The organism is Ochrobactrum sp. XJ1 (assembly GCF_024701725.1).
Classification (GTDB): Bacteria; Pseudomonadota; Alphaproteobacteria; order Rhizobiales; family Rhizobiaceae; genus Brucella; species Brucella anthropi.
This window is the reverse complement of sequence record NZ_VDGD01000020.1, coordinates 1-22864: the sequence shown is the minus strand read 5'-3', so window position 1 is coordinate 22864 and position 22864 is coordinate 1. Positions and strand designations below refer to the sequence as shown.

The window sequence follows — 22864 nt, the reverse complement described above, 5'->3', positions numbered from 1 at the left end:
TGCCGGTTGGAGTGTTGCAGCACTCCAACCGGCTATCCAGAAAACCGGCTGTCACACCAAGTTTCAAGGATTCTAAGAATGTCTAATCGATCACACCTTAGAATAAAGGTGCTTTTGGCTAGCACCGCTAGTCTTTTTATTGGTTTAACCGCGAGCGGTACTGATGCTAACGCTGCGCCAGTCGTAAACGGCAGGGCCGGGTGTATTGCTGGCGACGGCCAGCAAGTGACCCATGTTGTACGAATACCCGGTCCGGGCGGTTCTGAACAACAAGTCACAGCCGATGTTTGTAAACCCGGCGCGAATGGTGAGAATGGTAACGGCTGGGTCTACAATAGCTATGTAAGTGCTGGTGAGGTTAACAGCGCATTCCAGCAACAGGAAAATTACATCAATAATGTGGTCAATAAGGCTAGGACCGACTTGACCAACTATATCGATCAGCGCGTAAACAATGCCGTACCCGATCTATCGGCTATTCATGCGAAAAACGCTGAGCAGGATAATCGACTGAATGCCAATGATACCAAGAACAGCCAGCAAGACACGCGACTTGGCAATGCTGAATCCCGGTTGGGAAATGTAGAGACGAAAAACACCCAACAAGACACGCGCTTGAATAACGTAGAGACAAAAAACACTCAGCAAGACACGCGCCTTGATGGCGTGGACAAGCGGCTTGGCGAAAACGATCAGAAGAATGCGGCACAGGATGCCACTTTGGCTGACCATGAAAGCCGTATCAGTGATGGCGAGAAAAAGAATACTGAACAGGACGCCAAACTCTCCGATCACGAGAACCGCATTACAGCCGGTGAACAGAAGAATGCCGAACAGGATGCGCGACTGGACGAGCATGATCGGTTGCTAGCCGACCATGAAGACCGCATTACCGAAGGCGAAAAGAAGAATGCGGAACAGGATGCCAAACTGGCTGATCACGAGAACCGCATCACGGAAACGGAAAAAAAGAATGCCGAACAGGACGTTATTCTGGCCGACCATGAAGGGCGCATCACCGATACGGAGAAAAAGAACGCCGAGCAGGACGTTACTTTGGCCGATCATGAAGGGCGCATTACGGAATCGGAGAAGAATATCAAAGACGTTTCCGACAACGCAGTTTTTTATGATCGCGATGCCGATGGCAATAAAACAGGTGGTCTGACCCTTAATGACGGGACGGGCAAGGAAGTCCAATTGGGCAATGTTGCTGCGGGCAAGGGGGGCACGGACGCCACGAATGTTGACCAGTTGTCCGGTGCTCTCGATGGCTTGGGCGGCGGCGCAAAGATCAATGAAGATGGATCGGTCACTGGTCCGTCCTACAATGTCGGCGGGGTCGATTATAATAATGTTGGCGATGCCCTGAAGGCGACCAATAAACTAGGTGTGCAGTATGTTCCGGACGAAAACGGAAACCCCACGAACACGGTTGTTCTTACCGGCGACGGGACCGGCCCGGTCAAGATTACGAACGTTGCTGCCGGAACCGCTGACAGCGATGCCGTGAATTACGGACAGGTGAAAGACAATATTTCATATGACCGCAATTCGGATGGTTCCCGATCCAACTCGATCACTCTTACTGGCGGTGGAGCTGGCCCTGTAAGCATTCATAATCTCGCAGACGGTAAAGCGGATTCAGATGCGGCAACTGTGCGCCAGGTCAACAAAGCGCGCCAAGACAGTTTTGATTACACCGATCAACGCATTAGTGAACTCGCCCACGATAGTTCGGCACAATTCGCCGCACTATCCGGTGAAATCTCGAAGACCAGAACCGAATTGCGTGCTGGCGTGGCTTCAGCAATGGCTATGGCCAGTCTGAAATTTGATGATCGTCCGGGGAAAGCTTCTATCGCTGGCAGCATCGGCGGGTTCAAAGGCTCAACGTCTATCGCAACCGGTTTCGGTTACACTTCAGAAGATGGCAACTGGCGCGTTAACGCCGGAATTGCGCACTCATTCGCAACCAATGACACCAGCTGGAATGCCGGTGCGTCTTTCACCTTGAACTGATTAGCGGAACGGTGACGGCGTAAACCGTCTCATCCGCCATAGGAGATTTTGTTATGAAGAAGAAATTGATTATCGCAGCCATGCTGGCCGGTATTGCGGCGACTAATGCACAAGCCAGCGAACCACCCGCCGACGAACCAAAGGCGATTGAGGCAACGAAAGTGGCGCTGCCGCGCCTGTTATCACTTATCAAGCCCGACCTTGAAGACGGTGATCTGGTTTCGATTTCACGGCCCTTTGGTAATTGGGTGCTGCGGTGTGAATGGCTCCTTTCGGCCAACAAGCGGGTTTGTTCCGTGGAGCAGCAAACCGTCGACGGGAATGCGGGTCTGGTCTGGAAAATCGCGCCGAGCGAAGATAACAAACCACTTCTGCTTATTAGCGCTCCAACAAACCTCGATCTGAAACAGGGTATGCGGCTTTCTTTCTCTGGTCTGGAAAAAACCCTGCCGGAAAAGAACTGGTTCTGCACCAATTCAATGTGCCTCACGAGCTTCAATTATGAGGGCTTCTTGCAGGCCGCAATCACGAACTCGCCTGAAGTGAAATTTTCATTTGCCTTGAAAACAGCAGACGGTGCTTCAGAGCCGGTCGAACTGTCTGGCCCGATGGACGGCCTTTCTCGTGCACTGAACGCCGCTGCAGTAGATCCTTTTGGGCGTGAAGCGCTGGCAAAAGCCACAGCCGAAAAGCCGGTGCAGAAAACCAGTGAGGCTAAGCCCGTACCGGCACCGCGCCAACATGCTCGTGAGAAATCCAAGCCGGTAGCAAAATCTCAGCAGGAAGCCAAAAACGCGCCTGCGAAAAAGCCAACCGGCTTGTTCTAAGCCGCCAATCAGGAACGCGGTTTGACCGCGTTCCTGTTCTATCCGTTCCGCTTCTGAACGTCCACCAAGTGCAGGGGGATCGATATGCCAATATATAAAATACGGCAAAGTGAGCTTTCGAGCGATAGCGAACATTTTCATCAATACCTTGAAGACGCGCATGGCGCTAAAGTGCGCCCGTTGTGCCTTTGTCAAAGCGAACCCGTTGAAATGTACGTAGCCCGCTTTGATGGCCGCTTCCTCATCAAGCGAATGCCAGGCACAGGCTCTAAACACGATTCCGCATGTGAGCATTTTGAACCGCCAGCTGGCCTGTCTGGTTTAGGTGAAGTGATGGGGCGTGCTATTCAGCCCCAGACAGACGGAACAACCGCGCTGAAATTCGATTTCTCGCTTAGCAAGGCAGCGGGTCGAGCGCCGCCCAAACCATCTGATAATCCGAGTGCTACAATCAAGGTAGACAATTCAAAGCTCTCCTTACTCGGCCTGTTGCATTACTTGTGGCACGAAGCTGATATTCATCGTTGGATTCCGGCGTTTTCTGGCAAGCGAAACTGGCGAACGGTTCGCAATCGACTGATAGAGGCCGCTGCACAAAAAACCTCCCGCAAGATGGCCTTGCTGGACAGACTATTGGTGCCGGAAGCGTTTTCTTCCGAACATGCGGACGACATTGATAATCGCCGGAATAGTTTTCTCAACCGCTTCCGGTCAGGCGATCCGCGCAAGCGAGAACTGATACTGATCGTCGGCGAGGTCAAGGAAATCGGAGCTTCGCGATATGGTTCGCGGATTACAGTGAAACATGCTCCCAAGTTCTCAGTTTTCCTCGATGACAAGGCTCATGAACGGTTACGCAAGCGGTTTTCAACGGAGTTTGCACTAGCTGAAGCATACGAGCATTCGCATTTGATGATGATCGCAACCGCTTCGGTCAACGAGGCCAACTCGGCCATAGTGGAAGAAATTGGCTTGATGTTGGTCAATGAAAACTGGATTCCATGCGAAACACTGGAAGAATACTCGCTGATCGAGGCGCTTACTTCGCAACGTCGTAGTTTCCTGAAAGGGCTCCGATTTGATGCTAGAGATAAACCACTGGCTAGCGCCTTGCTTACTGACTTAAAGCCTCCTGTAGGGCTGTATCTACTCTACCCGGATTCCGACATAATTCATTCGGATATCATCGATGAACTATCCACTGAAACCGAAATTCCCGCGTGGAAGTGGGTTATCGAAGATGGGCCGTGGCCGGAACTACCGGCAGTACAATCACGAAAAAACTGAGGGCGACAATGACAACAACCGATATTTCCAAAACCATCAAGAACTTCAAAAGCCTCTCGCGCTCATTACGAGCCGAGCAAACGCGCCTTTTGATGGAAGCGGCAAAATCGAGAATACCAAACAAGGGGATCAGACGGGAAATTGCGGAACTGGAACTCAATATTGCAGCGGTAGAAAACAATCTGGTCGAATTGCAGGGAGGGTAATTCGCTTGACGTTAAGCGGCGTTAAACGTAGGATAATGCTTGATATTATATATGTTTTTGTAAAGTATTGATCGATGACCAGACATTGCGATTGCTGTGGAACGGCTTGTTCCGCACCTACCTCATTCTGTAGTACGTGCTGCGCGAGCTATAAGAGAAGCTTGCGACCGATTGCGCTTGCGGTTTTTATAGTGGTCCCGCTGCCGGTCATATTCGCTTGTGTCTTCTATTCGGGTCTGTCTGCCGGAAAAGTCCAGCTTGTTGACTGGATCGTTTTTGTATCCGTATTTTCCGTAAGTAGTGTTGCCGCCGCTGTGGCATTGCGAAAAGCATGGAAAAAGCGGTGGGTACGCCCTAGCAACGCAGTGCAGGCAAGTATGGATCGACTACGTAATTCTTATCGTCCGATTGGCTGGTAATTGGCCTAGTCGGCCCGAAGCTGCGATTTTGGCCAACTCAACGAACGGACTGAGAACGCGACGTGATGTTGGTTCCGGCGTGCGGCGTAATGATACCCTAAGCGAAAATCGAGCCGCGTATCAGAGGGCAGAACAAGATTAGTTCAGAATCGTACGTTTATGCCGAACGAGCATAACGTAGGATTCGGCCCCGCCCCAATCGCCTTCCACGCAATTCAATTCCCCCATGAACTATCTACCGTATATCTGTGGCCCATTAATGTTCAGGCACCAATTTGGAGCTGACGGGTTAGTGTCCGTTAATGGTCGATTACGGACAGTCTTTAGCAGCCTGTCCGAATATTAACAGAAGCCACATTTCGGACAGCCTCCAGTTTCGGACACAATTACGGACAATTTAATAATTCCTCGCGATTCAGAACCGTGATAAGCGCGGGATTGATGACGCAATAGGAAATGGCACCACGATCCTCTACATCGTTCACATAGCTAATCGCCCCAATCTCAAAATCTCGCAATAAGTCGAAACATAATTCGCGCTCTCGCCGTGCATCTCCCCGACCTAAACGAATATGGCGTGTAGCTTTTACGCCTTCATCGTCGCTCGGAAGATGCTTCAGCCGGAACAGTTCGACTACTAGGGCTAGGCCGTTAGGCCATAGCCAATCATGATCTGTATGAATTATCCTGCAAGTGCTTAAATCCACTTCGCATTCATACATATAAGTGGCCGGTGGAGGCAGATTCTTTTTCAAGCTGTCTGTGCAGCGTTTGTGGGCGCGCGCCGTCGCCGCTTTTCGGGTGCCAAAATGGGTAAGCGGCCAAAACGATGTGCTATCAACGAGATTCCCGCTGTGGAACAAGATCACACGATTTCCTTGTATGTTAGGCACGCTTCTTGGAACTGGTGCGTTTGGTTTTGGCTGCGTTTTGCTCACGAACGAGCATCTTTCTTAAGGTAGTCAAAGTCTTGTCGTATAAAGCAGGATCAGGGTAGTTGTCTGGTTCCGAGAACTTCTCATGAGACGCAATAGCCTTCTTAAGCGCCGCGATACGGGTTCTGGCCAAATCCATAGGAGGTTCGCTGCCATCCTGCCAGCTCTCGCGACACCATGTCGGGACGGGATCAAGCCAACCGAAATCGCCATTCTTGGTTGACACCTTGCCCCACGTAAATTTCGCCTTCAGTGTTGCATACACACGGCCTTTCCGAATAGTTCTCACATGATACTCGTTCCAGGAAACTTTGCCGGTATCATCGTCACCCACTTGAAGAAAAACATCACCCACTTTGGTCATTGTTCGCCCCGGTTTATTGCGATGGGTGGCATTTTTATTCAGGTCGTTTGTGGTTGCTTTTGCGACGATCAAGCTCGTCATTAACCCAATCCTGCGCTCCATATTCCGACTGGCGGAAAGATTCGATAACGCTGTCCGGGACACTGTTCATAAATCTTCTTGAGGCAATTGCACGATACGTCATCCCGGCAACTGACACGGCTATGGCCACCCCAGCTAAAATCAAAGCGCCTTTAAACGAAGCAAAGATGGCGACCACTGCGCCCACGATAATAAAAAAATTGCAGACTCTACTAACTATTGCGAACCGCTGCTGTTCATCTTTCATCGAGTTTCCTCGGCTTAAATTATTGCGGTGAGCTTCATGATATCAATCCGGCATTATTTGGAATTGGCAAAGGCGCGGCAGATGGGAGCCGTTTCCATGAAACGCTGAGCATCCTTCCAGCCACAAGCGGCGAGATAGGCCATGCCGTGCGCTTCCAAATATTCCCGCTCGTTGAAACCGTTGAAGCTCAGCCGGTCGGCGCAAGCTGCATGAATGCACTTGGTAGCCCTTCCGACAACACGCGCCATCAAAACAGGCTCGTCATCCTTTATAATTTTGCTACAAGCGCGGCAGCGATGATTATGCGCACGGCGCGAGGCAGAATAGCTCATTGACCAGTAAGGCGAGGGCATTTTCATGATAGTCGTCCTCCGGGCGCGCCGTGGCCTTAAGCGACCTGAAGTAGAACAATTTCCGCGATCAACGTGCATAACACTACTACAAAAATGCGGCTTGAAAGTGCTCCATGTTCATCCCTGCGCGTTAGTGTCCACAAACCAGTAGCGAAAAGGGTGCAAAAGAACGTAATCCTAACGTCAGTCTTTATATGATCCGAGTACATGACAACAAAGACTAAGAAAGCCAATGCTGCCGCCAATATCGCTAGAAAGCCTTTCGAGAAAGTCTGTTTATTGTATTGCAACTGCATTCCAGCAATCCTCTAATATTTGGTTGTTTTCCGGCGCTATTTGGAGCTTAGTGTTTGCGTTTCGCGCACGACCTCGCCCGCACGATTTATCGTCCAGCGATATTGGATACCGTCGCCACAGTCGCAGCGGTAGCGTACCGATCCGCCAGCATTCACCTTAGTTGGCATCGTCGGTTTACCGCAACGAAGACATTCCAGCGTGTCATAGTCGGCCAGGTTCGCCATTGTTCCTCCGGTGTTGGATTTAATCATCAAAGGGACCGGTGTAAACTGATGCCCGCCGGACAGAGGCTAGCGCAACTGAAGGCGTATCTTCCCCGGTAACTCGATTGTCGGCCAATGGATCAAAGCTCCAGCCGCGCTTAAGTGTAACGATTACGCCATTCCCGATCCGGCGTTCGTCGCTCACTATCTCCACTCGCCTATGCTTTTTTAAGCGGTCCAGATATGACATTCGGTCCTCGGCCTTATTTCGAAGTGTTGGCCGAACGGACAATCCGGCGAGCCTTTGCCTTCGAGCTGCGCAGCGCCTCCATTCGTGCATCAACCATTTCGATAACCCGTATTGCTGCCGCTTCTTTGGTTACAAAAGCTCCGAAATTGTCTTCTGTTTCCATGACGTAGAGTTCATCCTGATCTACGCCTACACCAATTGCGAAAGTGGTCATTGTTCAGCGGCTCCGGCTTTTAATGGAATTAGCTAATTTTATCGACACGCATTAGAAGTGCCGTGATTTCATCAACAACACGGCCAGCATGAACATCAAGTTCTTGTAGCTTTGCTGGATTGAGTGAAGCGCGCTTCACGGCTTCGGCAATTGCTTCATTGGCAATGTCGGAGAACGCCATAAAACGAGGATGGTTCATTTGCTTTTCAGACAGCGGCATATTTGCCTCCTGTGGGTTGCTCATCAAGTTTAGTCAATCGATAGCAGCGCGGACAAACGCCCCAATACTGGAAAGAGCCTAAGCCGTTGGGTTCCTCGGATGCATACCGATCAAGCAGGAGCCGCGCACCGCAAGAGGGACTTCCCAGGACGTGCGCATGAAACATGCTGCCCGCTCGCTTCGTTGATCTGGCCCAACCTGTCGCACCTTGGGGGAGCGTAGGCAATTCATTCGGACTAATAGCTTTCAAGGCGTCTGCTCCCCGAATGGAGAATATTTACTCCTGAACTGGTGGGCACGTTCAATCGCTTCCTCTACGCTCTGGGCCTCAACCGGCTCTAGCTCGGCCAGCTCGTCATTTCCGTATATGCCGACTAGCCACCCTGCATCATCATCCGAAAGCCGATGATCAAGGCCATCGCAATCGGTAACAAGCAGATAACAACCATTTTCCAGCGGCTTAGACCACGCCGTGCAAGTTCCGCCTGTAGTTACTACTTGAAATCCGGCATCCAAAAAACACTGACCGGCAATCGTAGCTTGCGCGTCATCCCTAATTTTCTGAAGCCATGAGCTGTAATTCATTTGCCCGCCCCTTCCTTCTCACGGCGCAATTCCTGCTTGATATAAAAATCGGCCATATTGAGATGATTGTCTGCCGAACGATCGTCACCTTGCCGACGCATCATTTTCGCAGCCCATAAATTCATTTCGGCAGCGCGCTTATAATCTGTCGGCGTTGGCATTATGACCTCATTGCGTTGTTTCCAATAATATATTCCAACAATTAATTGAGGTCAACAAAAATTCCAGAAATATAATCCAGAAATCGATTTTGGATTCCGATTTTTGATGCTATGACCTGAGTTATGGCACACGATGAAATCATTAAATGGGGCTACGCTCGCGTATCGACCGAGGATCAGAACCTTGATCTTCAGTTTGACGCTCTCAAGCGGTTTGGCGTTGCCCCTGATCGAATATTCACTGATCGAGCAAGCGGCGGGCGCATCGCCGGTAGAGAAGGCCTGAAACAAGCTCTCAAAGCCTTGCGGCCAAACTCAATGCTTGTCGTCTGGAAGATTGATCGCCTCGGAAGAAATCTATCCGAACTGATCCAGACCGCCGACACGATCCGAAAGAAGGACGCAGAATTAGTGTCGCTTACGGAGAAAATTGACACTTCGTCTGCTTTCGGAAAGGCAATGTTCCATATGATCGGCGTCTTTGCTCAATTGGAACGAGACATGATCGTTGAGCGTACTTTGGCCGGTCAAGCGGCTGCTGCCGAGCGTGGACGACGACCAGGTAGACGGTCCCAAATGACGCCAGAAAAACGGGCCGAAATCATCGACCTCATGAAAGGCGGCTTATCCTTTGAGGAAATAGCCCCCCGCGTCGGTATCAGCAAATCAACGCTATACAACCACGCGGACACGTTGCGAGCTGCGTTGGCCGTAGAAAACGTGTCAAAACTGGATGACAATTAAGGAGCGAGGGGCAGCATGATTGCAGCATCGGATAAGGCCGTTGTGCTTAACTATATTCGGGCGAATTATCCCAATATCAGGATAGGTGAAATTGCATTCAACAGCGCCATAGACGCTGATATTCTTGATCGATACGGCATCGAAGTAGAACAGACAGAGCTAATCGTTGATGAATTAGTCAAGGGCGGCATCCTAATTCAATGCGAAGCTCCCGCCCTTATGTACTACCTCATCACCGAAGAAGGCCACCGCTTCATTTATGCGAATCTGTTCTAGCTGACTGGCGGCAATTTCTGCGAGTGCATTCCAACAAGGGAGGGGGAAATGATGGTGAGCAGCCTTGAGAAAGAAGTCAATTTGATACTAGGCAAAATCCGCGATTCAAATCTGCGGCTTGCTACTGGTAGGCTCCTAATTCACTTTGTCGGTGAGATAAAAAGCCTTCAGACGTCGATTGAGGAATTAAAAACCGAACTCAGCCACCTTAAAGGGCAGAAATAACTTAAACCCCGACATTGTTTCCAAAGTCGGGGTTTCAACACCGTTCCTGATCGTTGTTATCGAGGCTCGGTGGTTCTGGAACACATAAGGCGCCGACGAAAGGAGACAAGATTCCGATAAGGGAGGACTTCACGTGCCCGCCCAAGATCTTCTGGAAAAAGTTGCTACTTCGATCGAACAGTGTGGTTGGGAAGACGTTGACGTTATTCAGATGAATGAAGTCATGGCCCTAGCCGCAATCTCCACAATCTATGCCGCGCTCATTGATCATGCGCGCCAAGAATTCAGATACGACGTTATCGATTGGATAGTCGATAGCCCAATCGGGATACAGAGCGGAAGAAAGCCTGACAATTCCAACAATGGAGAGAAATAATATGTTGAACGAGCTGAAAGAACATCTGAAATTTATTTCAAAGGAAATTCAGAGCGCACAAAGCAGTATAAATCACTATGCTTTGGATGATGGCCCTGAGAACGTACCTTTTGCTAAACACGCCCAGAGATTAGACGCGCTTCATAATCATTATGGCGATTTGATCGTTGCTATAAACAATGGCGTCATCACGGACCCCGAACAGGTTCTTACTCGCATCCGTCAGATAGAAGCTTCCTTCCCAAAGGAATACTAAGTCATGCTCTGGGGCTTCGGCGCAAGGCGTAAGCCCCAACACATGCGTAGTCGGATTCCACAAAAGGAGAGCATGGACCTAATGAAAATAATGACATTTGGGTGCTGGTTAGTGTCGGGATTAGCTTGGTTTTTGTCGGCCATTTTCCAATTATTCGATCCACCAGAGCAAATTGAAATATTCGGGCGAATTTTTAATATCGTCGGGGCTGCTTCCGCCTGTTTGGCGTCCTTTTATCAAGCGTTTGACCGATAGAGTTCCAACAAAGGAGCATAATCAATGGGTGCACCATTGCACTTGGTGGCCTGCGTGAAAGCGAAAGCAAATCGGCCAATGCCCGCTGCCGATCTCTATCAATCCGCATGGTTTAAAAAAGCGCGTGCTTATGTTGAAGCGAGGAATGCTCCGTGGTTCGTGCTATCTGCGCTGCACGGCCTTGTCGATCCAACTGAGGTCATTGCGCCATACGATGTGACCCTGATTGGCATGTCATCGCACGAACGCGTTGCATGGGGTCAACGCGTTATAGCGCAATTTCAAGAGCGCCAGCTTCCGGGCAATGGCGAAATTGTCATTCTTGCCGGTGAAAAGTATCGACAACCTTTGGCGAAATGGTTGGGCGAAAGAGCGATAGTGCCAATGCGTGGCCTTGGAATTGGCGAGCAATTGTCATGGCTGAAGCGCAACACATAGCCGGTCGCAACACACTTACGGGCCATTTCCAGAAATACAGCGCCCGTCACCATAGCCGGTAATTTTTTGCACCGGACCAAAACGACCGACGATTAGAATTTTCGTTTGCCTGTTGACTCCAGCGCACATGAGAACATAATAGGAACATCGTCCCAATCAAAGAATTCATTCCTGCTCGCCGTGCGGGTGGGGTGGTTCCGTTCGTCCTATAATGGAGCCAACAATGCGTAAGCCGGAAACTATTGAACGTGTCTATATGGATTTCGACGGATTTTTTGCATCGGTCGAGTGTCTGGCTGATAAGCGCTTGCGTGGTCGCCCGGTCGGCGTTGTTCCCTTTGAAGGAACCACACGCACGGCCATCATCGCATGTTCGCGTGAGGCGAAGATGCATGGGGTCAAGAATGTGATGCCGGTTGAAGAAGCAAGGCGCTTGTGTCCGGACATCATTTTAGTGCCTCAAAAGCCAGACCTGTATCGCCGTGCCCATAACGCTTTGCTTTCCGAAATTGAAGCCGTCATTCCGATTGATACGGCAAAATCCATTGACGAGCTGACGTGTCGGCTCGATGAAAAAGCACGTGCGGACCCGGAGACACTGGCCCGGAATGTAAAGGATGCGATCTTTGAACTGGTCGGCCCATGGATCACATGCAGCATGGGTTTTGCGGCCAATCGACAGCTTGCCAAAATGGCATGCAAGGAAAGCAAGCGAAGTGGCAGCGGATACGGCAATGGCCTTTCGATCTGGCGTCCAGACATGATGCCAGCACCATTGTTTGCTGTGAATATGGAAGATATCCCCGGCGTAGGCGGCAACATGGCTAAGCGTCTCTACAAGGCCGGAATCTACACGACTGAACAGCTTTACAGCATCCAGCCCAAGCATATGCGCAAACTGTGGGGCAACGTTACCGGTGAGCGTATGTGGTACGCGCTACATGGTTACGACATACAGGCTCCCGCATCTAAGCGGGGCATGTTCGGTCATGGGCGCGTCCTTCCACCTCAAAGCCGAACGGTGTCTGGTGCATCGGAAATCTCGCGTCTGCTTTTGACGAAAGCTGCGCGACGGATGCGCCGTGAGAATTTCTATGCATCTGGGCTGTGGCTCTGGCTTTCGATCAGGGACGGATCGTGGATGGGCAAGCGACACTTGCCAGTTGTCAATGACGACCAGGCGATATTGTCAGCTCTGACGGAACTGTGGGGCGAGGTAACTAAAACCTATCCGCGTGGACTTACTGTGTTCCGGGTTGGCGTAACTCTTTATGACCTTTCAGATGCCAACGAACGCCAGCTGGATTTGCTGAACAACGATGACCGACAGCGCCGACGATGGGAATCTGCCTCGATGGCTATTGATCGCCTGAATACCCGCTATGCCAGCACAGTTGTCAGCATCGGCGAATGGCGTCCGCCACAAGGCGGTCACGCAGGCGGAAAGATCAGCTTTACGCGTATTCCTTCAGCAGAAGATTTTTGGTGATATTATGGGATGGAAACAACAACTGCGCGCCAGTGACTTAAGCGAAACCGACAAACTGGAAGCACGTTGCAGCAGCTGTGGGCACGTACATTATCTCACACGTCATATCCTTTGCACCGATGCTGAAGCCAGCCAGCGCTACATCGATGAGGTTGAAACACGAGAAAAATGTCGTGCGCGTGGATGCATGGGCCGGGTGCGGCTGGCTAAGGTACGGTTGGATGAAATGAGCGGATTTGTCGGAGGACTGGCATAAACGAACGCGATATAGTGCGCGATGCGCGACCTTGGCATTATCGAGCAATTGTCTTGTCTGAAGCACAACACATAGCTAGGAGAATCTGAAATGAGGCGACCGAAACATGAAGGCGCTTACCCTGATCGCGACATTGATTGTCAAGAAGCAGTCTCGCAGGAAGTCGCAGACCTCATAGAACAAGCTTCCCTATCGGGAGCGTCGGAAGCTGACGCGGCGTCGGCAATCGCGGATACCGGCATACCCGGAGTCCAATCTATCTTGCACGAGGCCGCGAAAGCTGGTTGGTCAGTCGATGAAACCGAGAACGCGATAAAGCTAGTAGCAGCTGGTATGTATCGCGGCATTACGGGAATTGATGAGTGACAGTAAGGATAGCAATATGAACGGTGTTCACGAGTGTCCAAGTTGCAACGGCCACTATACCATAACTGAGCATTCAATGGGCGTTCCAGGTGGGCAGGATCGGGAGCCAATTTATTGCCCGCATTGCCGACATTTGGTAGGTGAAGAAATGACCGATGGTTTTTGGCGCACTGAAAAAGCAATCGAAGACTAATGACTGGCTCCCCCATAGACGTTGCAAACGTCCAATTGCCCGCTTAATGGTGGGCAAAAATAAAGGGGGCATGAATGACCGTAACAGTAAGCGAATTACTTGCCAGATATGTATCTGAGCTTTGGAAACCCGGAAGGCATCGAGAAAGCTCCATCGGGTATGTTAACGACATTGGACGCATCTTTCCGGCCCGCTTCAGCGCCATAACTGAAGAAGATTTCAGCGTCATTGTCGAAAAATTGCATTTACAGGGTAATTCTGACGCCACCATTAATCGCAAGATGGTCGCGCTCACCAAACTGCTACGCAAAGCCCAAAAGGACAATTTGATTCCTAATGTACCCGTCTATCGACGGATTAAAGAGGCTGACGACAGTCTACGCTATTTGAGTCTGACTGAAGAACGCCATATCGTAACCGGCCTGATCGATCATGATCCAATCTATGGCCAGTTCGCGAGTTTTTTAGTCGATACGGGCATGAAACCGGGCGAAGCTATAGCTATAAGATGGGAAAGTGTGATTGCTGGCCGTCTTCATATTCCTGAAACCAGTATGGGAGCAGGCCGTACCATTCCTTTAACCAAGCGCGCCCACCAGACAATCCTAGCCATGGAACATGAAGCGCGCGGCCCGTTTTTCCGTGTCGATCAACACCGGTTCAGGCTTGCTTGGAACGCCGTGAAAGATGAACTTGGATGGCAAGGTGAGGCCGCAATTGTACCTCAAGTGCTTCGTCACACATGCGCAAGCAGATTGGTTATGAGCGGTCTTAACTTACATATTGTTCAGCGCTGGCTTGGCATCCGGAATTACAAGGCCATGCTACGATATGAGCAACTTGCCAAATCCGATAATTTCGACCTCTGCACCGATGCTTTGGAAGCTTATAGAAAGTCGTAAAATGATGGGCACAACGATCCCGGAACGGGCTTGGGGGGGGATTGTGTTGCGTTCACGTTGTGCCCAAGCTCGATATAGCCATAAGAGCCATACCAAGCAACTGCATCCGTATTACCGCATCAAGCGCTTATCGGATTCCGCGAATATCCCGAGCAATTTCCTCGCGGGTCATATAGCCCGGTTCGATCTTCATCGGCTTGGAATAATCACGGACGACTGGTTCCGGCGCATCAAGTGCACCGGCATTCGCAGCGTTACAGGCGACGATTGTAAGAGCTGAAACGATCAAAGTCTGGGTGAAGGATCTATTCATGGTATCCACCTTGAAATAACGATTTAAAAAAATGTTTTGCGGTAATACGTTTATTTATATATCGTATTAACGTTGGTTGGTCCAGCGTGTTTTTTTATAATCGATATTGACTGCAATTTTTTCTAAGGCATTCATTGCAAACCATGGGACGTAAAAAAGAATTTCTGCACCGTGTGACGGTGCCGATGACAGATGAGCTGCTGCAAGCAGTCGATGGCGTATTGTCCACGGACGAGAAGCGCCTCGATATGATCCGCGATGCAATCCAGCGAGAAATTGACCGTCGAAGATTGAACCTCGACGATGTGAGTTCGGTTACACTCCATCAACTGGATGACCGCATGAACGCTGTTGAAGATGCAATTGGGCAGATGCGTTCGACACTGAATACAGCACTGAAATCGGGTTGAATCGAGATGCTTATGAGCGCGTGAGCCAACTCATAAAAAAGGCAAAACAGCCACATTTTGCTGTTTATCCACTAATGATAATGAACAAAACCGCCCGTATTTCAGCGAAATAGCCATTAACGTCTCGTTAATATTTCCACAGCTTATCGGGCAAATTGCGGCCACATTTGCCGCAAGTGGACCAAAACTGTGTTTATTCCGCCACACTGCCTATCTGGAAAATTCTGTCCCGCGCTTTAATCGTTGCAGATGTTTCACAAACGCGAATAAACATTACGTGTGAATAACAAACACCTAACTGGAGGTCAGAAATGAACATCAAGAGCCTTCTTCTCGGCTCCGCTGCTGCTCTGGTCGCCGCTTCGGGCGCACAGGCTGCCGACGCGATTATTGCACCAGAACCAGAAGCCGTTGAATACGTCCGCGTTTGCGATGCATACGGCGCTGGCTACTTCTACATTCCGGGCACCGAAACCTGCCTGCGCGTACATGGCTATGTCCGTTACGACGCAAAGGGCGGTGACCGCGTTTATGCACGTGGTGCAGGCGTTCTGGGTGCAGATGGCGTATATCGTGTAAACGATCTGGACCGTGACACTTGGGGCAAGAATGCCCGTGCAACGCTCCGCTTCTCGACCGCTTCGGAAACCGAACTCGGTACTCTGAAGACGTTCACCGAACTGCGTTACAACTGGACCGGCGGTAGCGACGGCGCAGAAGACCATACCGGTTCGGCTAACGAAAACAGCTCGCTCCGTTACGCCTACATCCAGCTCGGCGGCTTCCGCGTTGGTCTCGATGAATCGGCTTTCGTAACCTTCCCCGGTTACCTCGGCGAAGTCATCAACGATGACGTGATCGCAGCTGGCGGCTACCGCACCAACCTCATCAGCTACACCTTCACCGGCGGCAACGGCTTCTCGGCCATCCTGTCGTTCGAAGAAGGCGGCAATGGCGATTCCGACGTTGACGTCACCATCAAGGACTACATGCCGCACGTTGTTGGCGGTCTGAAGTACGCTGGCGGTTGGGGTTCCATCGCTGCCGTTGCAGCTTACGACGCTCGTAACGAAGAATGGGCCGGTAAGCTTCGCGGTGACGTAAACATTACCGACCGTTTCTCGGTTTGGGTAATGGGTGGCTACAAGTCTAACGACGACACCTACGAATACGCTTACACGGATGCCAATGGTCGTGATCGCGGTATCCGCCTTTACGACAGCTTCTACGGCACTTGGGGCGGCGATTGGGCTGTCTGGGGTGGCGCTAAGTTCCAGGCAACCGAAAAGGCTGCCTTCAACCTGCAGCTCGCTTATGAAGATGCTGGCACCTTCGCAGCAACCGCAAACGTTGCTTACGAACTGGTTCCGGGCTTCACGATCACCCCGGAAGTTTCCTATACCAAGTGGGATGACGAAAACTCCGTTCTCGACGGTGAAGATGCATTCCAGGGCATGGTTCGCTTCCAGCGTTCGTTCTAATCCCAACGGGATTGAGCTAAGAAAGAGGGCTTCGGCCCTCTTTTTTTATTCCTTCGGCGTTTGATTTTGCTTTTGACAAATTTTAGATGCTGTGGCACGAATAGATAACGCCCACTGAGCAAGTAGAAGGACTGCTTGCGATTAGACCTCCAGTCGAAAGAATTTGGGCGAAAACGGCGAGCCTTGGCTCGCCGTTTTTATTTGACCGCACTGGTTATTTTGGGCTTTAAATTCCCCATGCCACGCACTTTTGCCTATGTCCGCGTTTCAACAACCGACCAAACCACTGAAAACCAGATTCAGGAAATCAACGCAGCTGGCTTCAAAGTGGAGCCTAGACGCGTTGTCTCCGAAACCGTTTCCGGCAGCACTCCGATCATTCAGCGGCGCGAATTTAACCGGCTGATGGATCGGCTGGAAGAAGGCGATGTGCTCATTGTGACCAAACTGGATCGTTTGGGTCGGGACGCACTCGATGTGACGAATACAGTCAAACAACTTGCCCAAATGGGTGTGCGAGTCCATTGTCTCGCGCTCGGCGGCGTAGACCTCACCAGCTCGGCCGGAATGATGACAATGCAAGTGTTGAACGCTGTTGCTCAATTCGAGCGTGATTTGATTGTGGAACGGACTACGGCTGGACTGCTGCGCGCCAAGCTCAACGGCCAGACATTGGGGCGTCGTCCGTCCCTAAGCGTCGATAAAAAAGAGGAAGTTCGCCAAGCTCTATCAGCTGGAACAGAAACGGTGTCTGCGTTGGCGAGAAGATACGGAACTAGCCGTCAAACCATACTTCGTTGCCGGGAGCGAAACTAATCCCTCCCGGCATATCTCTAACTTACCTCGGCGAATAGATCGCTAATATTGGTGCTGATACGCTTCACCTCATCCCCATTGGGCAATAACCCTGCAACGGGATTTGCTTCAGTGGGACGCGGCGTATGAGCCTTGCGAACGCGACGCGTGACATTCTGCTGGTTTAACTGCTCTGAAACGCTGGCTCGTGCTTCGGCTCGGTTTTCTTCGTTCTTGGCTGCAACGTCTGCTCGATCCTGTTCGAGCTGCTCCAGATTCGGCGCGCTGTCATAATCTGCCTCGGTTATGATATGCGTTGGGATCGGTGCGGGCTTCTTCATATCCTGCGAGTCATAAAGCGGCTTTAGCTTGCGATCCGCGTAATATTGAAGTCGTTTTGCCCGTATGGGCATGTCACCGTTGATTACGATAACAATCTCGTCGGAAGGCAATCGTCGGGCGTCGTCCTTCGTAAGAAGCGGATATTCCTCCGATCGTTCGGTAACGTTGGAGCCGAAAACACCATCCTTTATGGAACGCGATCTGGTTGTGACCTTCTTCGTAGTCGTGCCTACGGATTCGGACAGCTCCCCGATAGTGTCTTCCTCGCTTGGTGTCAGATAAAGCTTGATGCCACTGTTTGCTTGAATAGCCTTGCGATCATCGGTTCCGTAAACGCGGTCAAGGTCTGGAATTGATTGAGTGACGATAGCGACATTCCCGCCATAAGAACGCAGAAGCGAAAGACTATCGACAAGAATTGGCATTTTCCCAATCCGTTGAAACTCATCAAGAAGGATCATTACGGGAAACGGCTCGTCCGGTCCCGGCTCTTTGGCCTGAAGGGATGCAATCAACTCGGAAAAAAACATTCTCACGAGTGGCGATATGGTGCGAAGGTCATCATATGGCACGGTGAAATAGACGGTATTGGGCGAACGGCGAAATTGCGAGAAATCGAAGTCGTGGGCCGCTGTCACTGCGCACGTATGCGGATTTGCCCATGGCGCAAATCCGCTGGAACTCAACACCGAGAGATAAGCGCTCAATGTGTCCTTGGCCGTGTTGGCCAGTTTCTGGAAAAGGACTCTTGCGCTGGCATCTTTTACGATCCGGCCATAGTTTGCGAACTTGCTGTTGTTGTCCAGCTCGCCTCCGTAGGCGAGTTTGTAGACGTGGCCCAATGTAAAGTTGCCCTGTTCATAGGCCAGGATTGCACAGGCTATGAAGACATCCTTGCTATTTGGCAGGAAACTAGCGGCCTGTGAGCTTTCGGCCTGAAGGAACAGAGTCGCCAGCTTGTCGATTTCCGCCATTCGTTTTGCCGGGTTTGTATAAGCCGCGATGCGATGCAGGGGATTAAACCGATGGCTCGGCATATCAAAATCACGAGGACCAAAGCGGAATACTTTATGACCAAGGCTTTCGCGGTATCTGGCCGTCTTCTCGAAACACTCCCCCTTAACATCAAGCACAACAGCGCTGCCCAGATACGTCAAAAGGTTCGGGATTACAAAACCGACTGTTTTACCGGCTCCGGTCGGCGCAACTAGTAGACAATGAGGAAATTTGGCGGAAACTATATGCTGACCCTGTGCATCCGGCTTTCCAGTCTTTCCAAGCAGAAAGCCGGTGGCGGGATTGGCAAAGAAATGCTTCCGCTTCATTTCTGCCTTCGTTTGCCAATGAGTGGTCCCAAAAGCGGTCAGTGACGGCTCTACAATGCGTGTGCTGAGTAACAGCCCACCAACAGCCGGCAACGCAATCAACAGGGCCGATATGACAAACTCGCGGTAATGAAGCCTGTATAGCATATCATAATTCTTCAGCAGAAAGAGTGAATCAACGCGCCACTCAGAATGCCAGACCGTAAGTATCATGGTTGCGATCACATAACCGAATAACAATCCGATTACGCAGAGAACGGAGCCGGAAATAATCTGCTTCTTATTCTCTTGAGCTAAATTCATATCAAAACACCATTAATTATAGGCCGTATGACTCGTCATCCTTCAGGTCGCGGGTCCGTGTGAGATTGCCTTTTTCCCGTTCGTCGTGCAGCTGGCGAATTTCCTTGTCGGTTTGCACGAGCTCTTTTTCAGCCACAATGGCGCGATCAAGACTTTCGGTGTTGATGCCCTGCTTCTGCAAAGCAGCCGAATAGCTTTCTGTAATTCTAAGCGCTTCGTCTCGATCAATGTCTATTCCAGCATCCTTGAAGACACTGCTATCAGCTCCATTCAGCCGGTCCATGCCATTCCTGCCAAGAACAAGGTTCAAACCTTCCGTGAGACGCTTGCTGTCCTCGAAAGTCAGAATGTCCTTTTTGGCAAGATCGCGAATTTCATTGATGGTGTCGGTATCGCTGCCGACGCCTAGATAGCGTGCTTCCAGCGTGTCCAGCGCATCCGCCCGGCCTTTCGGTGTGTCCAGAGTGATACCCATAGGCTCAACAATCGCATTCATCGTGTCGCGGCGATCCGCTCTGACGTAAAGCGCATCCAGATTGGCCGGGATGCGGTCAATGTGATTATCCAGAACTGTTGACGCCATTTCGGCATGAAGTGGAGATTTCGCAGCAAATTGTTCGAAAGCCTTCGCAGCGTCGTCATAATCGCGGTTCCAGTCGGCGCGGTCTATAATCGCCTGCATGTCAGCAAACTCGTTCCAGTCCTGAAGGCTCAATTCTTCCTTCTGGTCGAGTTCCGAAATTATAGCTGCGTGGAGCGCAGCGGCCCGTTCAAGGGCTTGCCCCCTCCCCTGTGTGGTTTCAAAGTCAAGGCCGCTCTGACGTGCAATAGCTTCAGCATCACGCTCGATCCAATGTGATTCCAATGCAAAGGAACAATTTTCAACATTCATACGCGCAGCAAATTCGTCCTTGTTGATGCCGTACTGTTCCAGACGTTGCGTTGTCACTGGTGACAAACGCTGCGACAGTCTTTTGCGGTGCTCGTCCGAATATACCGAACCTGTGGCGTGTTCTTCAAATTCACGCCGACGCTCGCCCACAAGCAGACGGTCCATATCGCCAACGGCATTGAAATAACTCTGCTCGATGCGCGGTCTGTCCAGCGCATTCATTTCAGGAATGCGCTGCCACACGGCATCCAGTTGGGTGCGGGCCTTCGCTATCGTTTCAAATAGATCGTCACTGTCAGAACGGATCTCATCATCGGAAATTGCAGCTGCTTCACTCATGCTTGTCTCCATAAAGTTTTTAAGTACGTCCACGCTCCTGCCGCTGCGCAATGTTTCCGCAGCCGCAGAGAAAGCCAATCCCAATGCGAGATAGCTCCCCCTCATCACGTCCGAGAACCGACGATATTTTCCGGCTTCAGACAAGACAATTTCCCGGCGCTCGTCGGCTACCGACCGTTCGTTATCAGTTACGGTATCCACGTCATCGAACGTGCCAAACTCAAGGCCGTTGAACGCAATGCGCCAGTCATTCCGGTGCGTTGTTATCGTCTGGCCGTCATTGGTCGGAACGGTCACAGCGCGCTTACCGGCATGTTTGATGTTGATTGTGTCGCCTGCTTCAGCGCCGCTCGATTCAAGAACCGACTTCAGGCCCACGCCCCACAAGGTACGCTCTCCGAAACGTTCCGTCGCGAGCGTGATATAGAAGCTGTCCGAACCCTTCTTCTGGTTGCGATAGGGGGCATGGCCGTAATCAACGATCTTCCCTTCAAGCCCGCGCATCGCGAAATTGCGCTTGTCAGCTGGATAGTCGGCCAGTCCTCGTGAGAACCGCGATGAATTGTTTAGCTCGATCCCGTAGTTCCGGGCGTGCTTGACCAGGGCGTCCTTGAAAACGTCATAGGAAAACTCATGATCGCGAGCCAAATAGAACCATTCGCCCTCGGCATTACGGCGATTGACGAGGATATGGCCGTGCGGATTTGCAGTATCGGTATGGATTGCCGCCACATACTCAAAACGACCGCGACCTTGCGAAAGCAATTCCTCGCAAGTGTCACGGACGATGTACTCCACCGCGCCGGGGTGTGAGCCAGCCGGAAAACTGGCGACAAGGTGCATCGAATGGCGATTATCCTTGGCCGACTTCTTCCATCCATCGACCCACTGCGATGCAATCTCGTTCGTCTTCTTGCTGTCCAGCTTGTCCAGACCATCGACCTCGCCCGATGGATCGATGATTTTCGATGCCTTGCCCAGAACATAATTCATTTGCGCAGACAAGCCGATGAACCCGCTCGCGTATCCGGTCTTCACGGCCTTGAACATCACTTGTGGCAACCGGCGAACGTTGCGAGCATATTGGCCGACATTATTTCGAACGCGTCCGATATCGTGGCTCAAGCCGCCAACGTTTTTGTAAAACTCATATCGGTTAGAGCCGTAGACGGAAGCCATTAGATTTCGTCCTTGGCCATCAGTTCATTGACCGTAGTTAGGCGAACACGGCCAGCACGAACAAAAAGATGATCGACCTCCCGCGCCTTTCGAACAATCGCTGTCTGCATATCCGTAATTGCCTGAAGGTGCTTGTTGCTCGGCGCTCCCCTCCCCTGAAGAACAGCTTCACGATTAATCTGATAAACAACCTGATTGAGGTTGGTACCGATCTTTTTCAGCTCCTTGGAAAGCTTCAGAGCTGCTGCCGCGATTTCATGATCCGCATCGAAGAAGCCGCTTGCGCGACGCAACACTCTTCTCGACACCGCTGAAATTGTCTCCCCCCGTTCTGCCGCCACCTTCGCAAGCGCGTCATAATCCGAAACCGCCAGCCGCACATAGACCCGCTTGTCAACAGAAGCGCCCGCTTCTGAGGGCAATCCACGCTCAATGAGCCGATAAACGGACATGCGGGATATACCGTACTTTCGAGCTATCGAAACCTTGTCCATCCCTGCCCGCAAATCATCAAGAACAGCCTTCGCCAGCTCCTGGCTAAAGGCAGTTCCGCGGCGGTTGGTGTTGTGTAACAACGACAAGTTACATTTCCTGCTTCACAGACATTAAAGGACTTACTCCTCCTATCAGCAAAAGGGCGCCAAAGCAAAGAAAAATGAAGGGTAGAAGCGGGTTATGCCGAACCGAATTGCGTCAAACACCCTTGAGCCAGACTTGTGACAATCCGCGAATTTTTTAAGGACGATTGACGAGTTTGGTGAGGTCGAAGAATAGAGCGCTGCCTGACCGGAGACAGCCCGCGTAACTCAAATAACGCTGTAGGGCTGGCGGAGGTCTGTTTCGTAAGGCGCTCGATGCGCCGCACGAAACCACAATGGCGTTTCAACAATTATATGGCTAACTGTCTTGGCGCTGTAAGCCGCAGACAACCCGCGTAACTCAAATAACGCTGTAGGGTTGTCGGAGGCTCGTTTTAGAAGGCGCTCGATGCGCCTGAGAAAACGAAAGATGTCGCGACAATTGGAAGGTCGCATAAAA

At 51.1% G+C, this 22864-nt stretch carries 31 protein-coding genes; 17 read left to right on the top strand and 14 right to left on the bottom strand.

Annotated elements, in window-relative coordinates:
- Window positions 1-78 precede the first annotated feature (78 nt).
- The 4 genes from FG152_RS24355 to FG152_RS24340 all read left to right on the top strand — a co-directional run bounded on the left by FG152_RS24355 (window position 79) and on the right by FG152_RS24340 (window position 4342).
- On the top strand, window positions 79-2022 hold the full coding sequence (locus FG152_RS24355) for a YadA-like family protein (protein WP_498988931.1): 1944 nt from the start codon (window positions 79-81) through the stop codon (window positions 2020-2022).
- Window positions 2023-2075: 53 nt separating this feature from the next.
- Complete coding sequence (locus FG152_RS24350; protein ID WP_498988928.1) at window positions 2076-2849, top strand: invasion associated locus B family protein; 774 nt, start codon at window positions 2076-2078, stop codon at window positions 2847-2849.
- An 84-nt stretch (window positions 2850-2933) separates the two neighbouring features.
- The gene (locus tag FG152_RS24345; protein ID WP_498988925.1) at window positions 2934-4136 is read left to right on the top strand and encodes a DUF1173 family protein; all 1203 of its coding nucleotides are present in this window, start codon (window positions 2934-2936) and stop codon (window positions 4134-4136) included.
- Window positions 4097-4342: a hypothetical protein gene (locus FG152_RS24340; protein ID WP_498988922.1), complete on the top strand. Its 246-nt coding sequence runs from the start codon at window positions 4097-4099 to the stop codon at window positions 4340-4342. The genes FG152_RS24345 and FG152_RS24340 overlap by 40 nt, the downstream gene beginning before the upstream one ends.
- 805 nt (window positions 4343-5147) lie before the next feature.
- Here the strand turns inward: FG152_RS24340 and FG152_RS24335 are convergent.
- From FG152_RS24335 to FG152_RS24295, 9 genes are all read right to left on the bottom strand, one after another.
- Complete coding sequence (locus FG152_RS24335) at window positions 5148-5630, bottom strand: hypothetical protein (RefSeq protein ID WP_498988918.1); 483 nt, start codon at window positions 5628-5630, stop codon at window positions 5148-5150.
- A 16-nt stretch (window positions 5631-5646) separates the two neighbouring features.
- On the bottom strand, window positions 5647-6141 hold the full coding sequence (locus tag FG152_RS24330; protein ID WP_498988915.1) for a hypothetical protein: 495 nt from the start codon (window positions 6139-6141) through the stop codon (window positions 5647-5649).
- Window positions 6095-6388 (bottom strand): hypothetical protein, encoded by a 294-nt coding sequence (locus FG152_RS24325; protein WP_498988912.1) that lies wholly within the window; start codon window positions 6386-6388, stop codon window positions 6095-6097. Before FG152_RS24325 ends, FG152_RS24330 begins: the two co-directional genes overlap by 47 nt.
- Window positions 6389-6441: 53 nt before the next feature.
- Complete coding sequence (locus FG152_RS24320; protein ID WP_498988910.1) at window positions 6442-6747, bottom strand: hypothetical protein; 306 nt, start codon at window positions 6745-6747, stop codon at window positions 6442-6444.
- 326 nt (window positions 6748-7073) lie between these two features.
- Complete coding sequence (locus FG152_RS24315; protein ID WP_498988907.1) at window positions 7074-7262, bottom strand: hypothetical protein; 189 nt, start codon at window positions 7260-7262, stop codon at window positions 7074-7076.
- Between the two features lie 242 nt (window positions 7263-7504).
- Window positions 7505-7705 (bottom strand): hypothetical protein, encoded by a 201-nt coding sequence (locus FG152_RS24310; RefSeq protein ID WP_498988904.1) that lies wholly within the window; start codon window positions 7703-7705, stop codon window positions 7505-7507.
- Window positions 7706-7733: 28 nt separating this feature from the next.
- Window positions 7734-7925, bottom strand: a complete 192-nt coding sequence (locus FG152_RS24305) for a hypothetical protein (protein ID WP_258125188.1) — start codon at window positions 7923-7925, stop codon at window positions 7734-7736.
- A gap of 246 nt (window positions 7926-8171) precedes the next feature.
- The gene (locus tag FG152_RS24300) at window positions 8172-8510 is read right to left on the bottom strand and encodes a hypothetical protein (RefSeq protein WP_498988902.1); all 339 of its coding nucleotides are present in this window, start codon (window positions 8508-8510) and stop codon (window positions 8172-8174) included.
- Window positions 8507-8671, bottom strand: a complete 165-nt coding sequence (locus tag FG152_RS24295; protein ID WP_498988899.1) for a hypothetical protein — start codon at window positions 8669-8671, stop codon at window positions 8507-8509. Before FG152_RS24295 ends, FG152_RS24300 begins: the two co-directional genes overlap by 4 nt.
- A gap of 123 nt (window positions 8672-8794) precedes the next feature.
- Between FG152_RS24295 and FG152_RS24290 the strand changes: the two genes are divergently transcribed.
- The 10 genes from FG152_RS24290 (at window position 8795) to FG152_RS24245 (ending at window position 14447) form a co-directional block, all read left to right on the top strand.
- Window positions 8795-9415 (top strand): recombinase family protein, encoded by a 621-nt coding sequence (locus tag FG152_RS24290; protein WP_498988898.1) that lies wholly within the window; start codon window positions 8795-8797, stop codon window positions 9413-9415.
- A gap of 15 nt (window positions 9416-9430) precedes the next feature.
- Window positions 9431-9691, top strand: a complete 261-nt coding sequence (locus FG152_RS24285; RefSeq protein WP_498988895.1) for a hypothetical protein — start codon at window positions 9431-9433, stop codon at window positions 9689-9691.
- 48 nt (window positions 9692-9739) lie between these two features.
- Window positions 9740-9916, top strand: a complete 177-nt coding sequence (locus FG152_RS24280; protein WP_498988893.1) for a hypothetical protein — start codon at window positions 9740-9742, stop codon at window positions 9914-9916.
- 133 nt (window positions 9917-10049) lie between these two features.
- Window positions 10050-10292, top strand: coding sequence for a hypothetical protein (locus FG152_RS24275; protein ID WP_498988890.1), 243 nt, complete (start codon window positions 10050-10052; stop codon window positions 10290-10292).
- A 1-nt stretch (window position 10293) separates the two neighbouring features.
- Window positions 10294-10548, top strand: coding sequence for a hypothetical protein (locus FG152_RS24270; RefSeq protein ID WP_498988887.1), 255 nt, complete (start codon window positions 10294-10296; stop codon window positions 10546-10548).
- A 279-nt stretch (window positions 10549-10827) separates the two neighbouring features.
- Window positions 10828-11241 carry a DUF6884 domain-containing protein gene (locus FG152_RS24265; RefSeq protein ID WP_498988884.1) on the top strand — a complete coding sequence of 138 codons (414 nt, stop codon included), beginning with the start codon at window positions 10828-10830 and terminating at the stop codon, window positions 11239-11241.
- Between the two features lie 223 nt (window positions 11242-11464).
- Window positions 11465-12730, top strand: coding sequence for a Y-family DNA polymerase (locus FG152_RS24260; RefSeq protein WP_498988881.1), 1266 nt, complete (start codon window positions 11465-11467; stop codon window positions 12728-12730).
- Window positions 12731-12734: 4 nt separating this feature from the next.
- Window positions 12735-12986, top strand: a complete 252-nt coding sequence (locus FG152_RS24255; RefSeq protein WP_498988878.1) for a hypothetical protein — start codon at window positions 12735-12737, stop codon at window positions 12984-12986.
- A gap of 90 nt (window positions 12987-13076) precedes the next feature.
- Window positions 13077-13352, top strand: coding sequence for a hypothetical protein (locus FG152_RS24250; protein WP_498988875.1), 276 nt, complete (start codon window positions 13077-13079; stop codon window positions 13350-13352).
- Window positions 13353-13619: 267 nt separating this feature from the next.
- Entirely contained in the window at window positions 13620-14447 is an 828-nt protein-coding gene (locus FG152_RS24245) for a tyrosine-type recombinase/integrase (RefSeq protein WP_498988872.1), read from the top strand.
- Window positions 14448-14574: 127 nt separating this feature from the next.
- Here FG152_RS24245 and FG152_RS24240 read toward each other — a convergent pair whose 3' ends face one another.
- Window positions 14575-14760: a hypothetical protein gene (locus FG152_RS24240; RefSeq protein ID WP_498988869.1), complete on the bottom strand. Its 186-nt coding sequence runs from the start codon at window positions 14758-14760 to the stop codon at window positions 14575-14577.
- A gap of 143 nt (window positions 14761-14903) precedes the next feature.
- On the opposite strand from FG152_RS24240, the gene FG152_RS24235 reads away from it, so the two are divergent.
- The 3 genes from FG152_RS24235 (at window position 14904) to FG152_RS24225 (ending at window position 17467) form a co-directional block, all read left to right on the top strand.
- Window positions 14904-15170, top strand: coding sequence for a YlcI/YnfO family protein (locus tag FG152_RS24235; RefSeq protein ID WP_498988866.1), 267 nt, complete (start codon window positions 14904-14906; stop codon window positions 15168-15170).
- 311 nt (window positions 15171-15481) lie between these two features.
- Window positions 15482-16651 carry a porin gene (locus FG152_RS24230; RefSeq protein ID WP_498988862.1) on the top strand — a complete coding sequence of 390 codons (1170 nt, stop codon included), beginning with the start codon at window positions 15482-15484 and terminating at the stop codon, window positions 16649-16651.
- A gap of 237 nt (window positions 16652-16888) precedes the next feature.
- Window positions 16889-17467, top strand: coding sequence for a recombinase family protein (locus FG152_RS24225; RefSeq protein WP_498989010.1), 579 nt, complete (start codon window positions 16889-16891; stop codon window positions 17465-17467).
- A gap of 17 nt (window positions 17468-17484) precedes the next feature.
- Here FG152_RS24225 and FG152_RS24220 read toward each other — a convergent pair whose 3' ends face one another.
- From FG152_RS24220 to FG152_RS24205, 4 genes are all read right to left on the bottom strand, one after another.
- Entirely contained in the window at window positions 17485-19416 is a 1932-nt protein-coding gene (locus tag FG152_RS24220; protein ID WP_498988860.1) for a type IV secretory system conjugative DNA transfer family protein, read from the bottom strand.
- Between the two features lie 16 nt (window positions 19417-19432).
- Window positions 19433-21826 (bottom strand): relaxase/mobilization nuclease domain-containing protein, encoded by a 2394-nt coding sequence (locus FG152_RS24215; RefSeq protein ID WP_498988856.1) that lies wholly within the window; start codon window positions 21824-21826, stop codon window positions 19433-19435.
- Window positions 21826-22407 (bottom strand): hypothetical protein, encoded by a 582-nt coding sequence (locus tag FG152_RS24210; RefSeq protein WP_498988854.1) that lies wholly within the window; start codon window positions 22405-22407, stop codon window positions 21826-21828. Before FG152_RS24210 ends, FG152_RS24215 begins: the two co-directional genes overlap by 1 nt.
- Window positions 22408-22632: 225 nt before the next feature.
- The coding region (locus tag FG152_RS24205; protein WP_498988852.1) for a hypothetical protein at window positions 22633-22864 on the bottom strand (232 nt) is incomplete at its 5' end.

Bases quoted from the DNA above. Each gene is read 5' to 3' on its own strand.
- FG152_RS24355 (WP_498988931.1), top strand. From the start codon at position 79: ATGTCTAATCGATCACACCTTAGAATAAAGGTGCTTTTGGCTAGCACC.
- FG152_RS24350 (WP_498988928.1), top strand. From the start codon at position 2,076: ATGAAGAAGAAATTGATTATCGCAGCCATGCTGGCCGGTATTGCGGCG.
- FG152_RS24345 (WP_498988925.1), top strand. From the start codon at position 2,934: ATGCCAATATATAAAATACGGCAAAGTGAGCTTTCGAGCGATAGCGAA.
- FG152_RS24330 (WP_498988915.1), bottom strand. From the start codon at position 6,141: ATGACGAGCTTGATCGTCGCAAAAGCAACCACAAACGACCTGAATAAA.
- FG152_RS24325 (WP_498988912.1), bottom strand. From the start codon at position 6,388: ATGAAAGATGAACAGCAGCGGTTCGCAATAGTTAGTAGAGTCTGCAAT.
- FG152_RS24320 (WP_498988910.1), bottom strand. From the start codon at position 6,747: ATGAAAATGCCCTCGCCTTACTGGTCAATGAGCTATTCTGCCTCGCGC.
- FG152_RS24315 (WP_498988907.1), bottom strand. From the start codon at position 7,262: ATGGCGAACCTGGCCGACTATGACACGCTGGAATGTCTTCGTTGCGGT.
- FG152_RS24310 (WP_498988904.1), bottom strand. From the start codon at position 7,705: ATGACCACTTTCGCAATTGGTGTAGGCGTAGATCAGGATGAACTCTAC.
- FG152_RS24305 (WP_258125188.1), bottom strand. From the start codon at position 7,925: ATGCCGCTGTCTGAAAAGCAAATGAACCATCCTCGTTTTATGGCGTTC.
- FG152_RS24300 (WP_498988902.1), bottom strand. From the start codon at position 8,510: ATGAATTACAGCTCATGGCTTCAGAAAATTAGGGATGACGCGCAAGCT.
- FG152_RS24295 (WP_498988899.1), bottom strand. From the start codon at position 8,671: ATGCCAACGCCGACAGATTATAAGCGCGCTGCCGAAATGAATTTATGG.
- FG152_RS24290 (WP_498988898.1), top strand. From the start codon at position 8,795: ATGGCACACGATGAAATCATTAAATGGGGCTACGCTCGCGTATCGACC.
- FG152_RS24285 (WP_498988895.1), top strand. From the start codon at position 9,431: ATGATTGCAGCATCGGATAAGGCCGTTGTGCTTAACTATATTCGGGCG.
- FG152_RS24280 (WP_498988893.1), top strand. From the start codon at position 9,740: ATGATGGTGAGCAGCCTTGAGAAAGAAGTCAATTTGATACTAGGCAAA.
- FG152_RS24270 (WP_498988887.1), top strand. From the start codon at position 10,294: ATGTTGAACGAGCTGAAAGAACATCTGAAATTTATTTCAAAGGAAATT.
- FG152_RS24265 (WP_498988884.1), top strand. From the start codon at position 10,828: ATGGGTGCACCATTGCACTTGGTGGCCTGCGTGAAAGCGAAAGCAAAT.
- FG152_RS24260 (WP_498988881.1), top strand. From the start codon at position 11,465: ATGCGTAAGCCGGAAACTATTGAACGTGTCTATATGGATTTCGACGGA.
- FG152_RS24255 (WP_498988878.1), top strand. From the start codon at position 12,735: ATGGGATGGAAACAACAACTGCGCGCCAGTGACTTAAGCGAAACCGAC.
- FG152_RS24250 (WP_498988875.1), top strand. From the start codon at position 13,077: ATGAGGCGACCGAAACATGAAGGCGCTTACCCTGATCGCGACATTGAT.
- FG152_RS24245 (WP_498988872.1), top strand. From the start codon at position 13,620: ATGACCGTAACAGTAAGCGAATTACTTGCCAGATATGTATCTGAGCTT.
- FG152_RS24240 (WP_498988869.1), bottom strand. From the start codon at position 14,760: ATGAATAGATCCTTCACCCAGACTTTGATCGTTTCAGCTCTTACAATC.
- FG152_RS24235 (WP_498988866.1), top strand. From the start codon at position 14,904: ATGGGACGTAAAAAAGAATTTCTGCACCGTGTGACGGTGCCGATGACA.
- FG152_RS24230 (WP_498988862.1), top strand. From the start codon at position 15,482: ATGAACATCAAGAGCCTTCTTCTCGGCTCCGCTGCTGCTCTGGTCGCC.
- FG152_RS24225 (WP_498989010.1), top strand. From the start codon at position 16,889: ATGCCACGCACTTTTGCCTATGTCCGCGTTTCAACAACCGACCAAACC.
- FG152_RS24220 (WP_498988860.1), bottom strand. From the start codon at position 19,416: ATGAATTTAGCTCAAGAGAATAAGAAGCAGATTATTTCCGGCTCCGTT.
- FG152_RS24215 (WP_498988856.1), bottom strand. From the start codon at position 21,826: ATGGCTTCCGTCTACGGCTCTAACCGATATGAGTTTTACAAAAACGTT.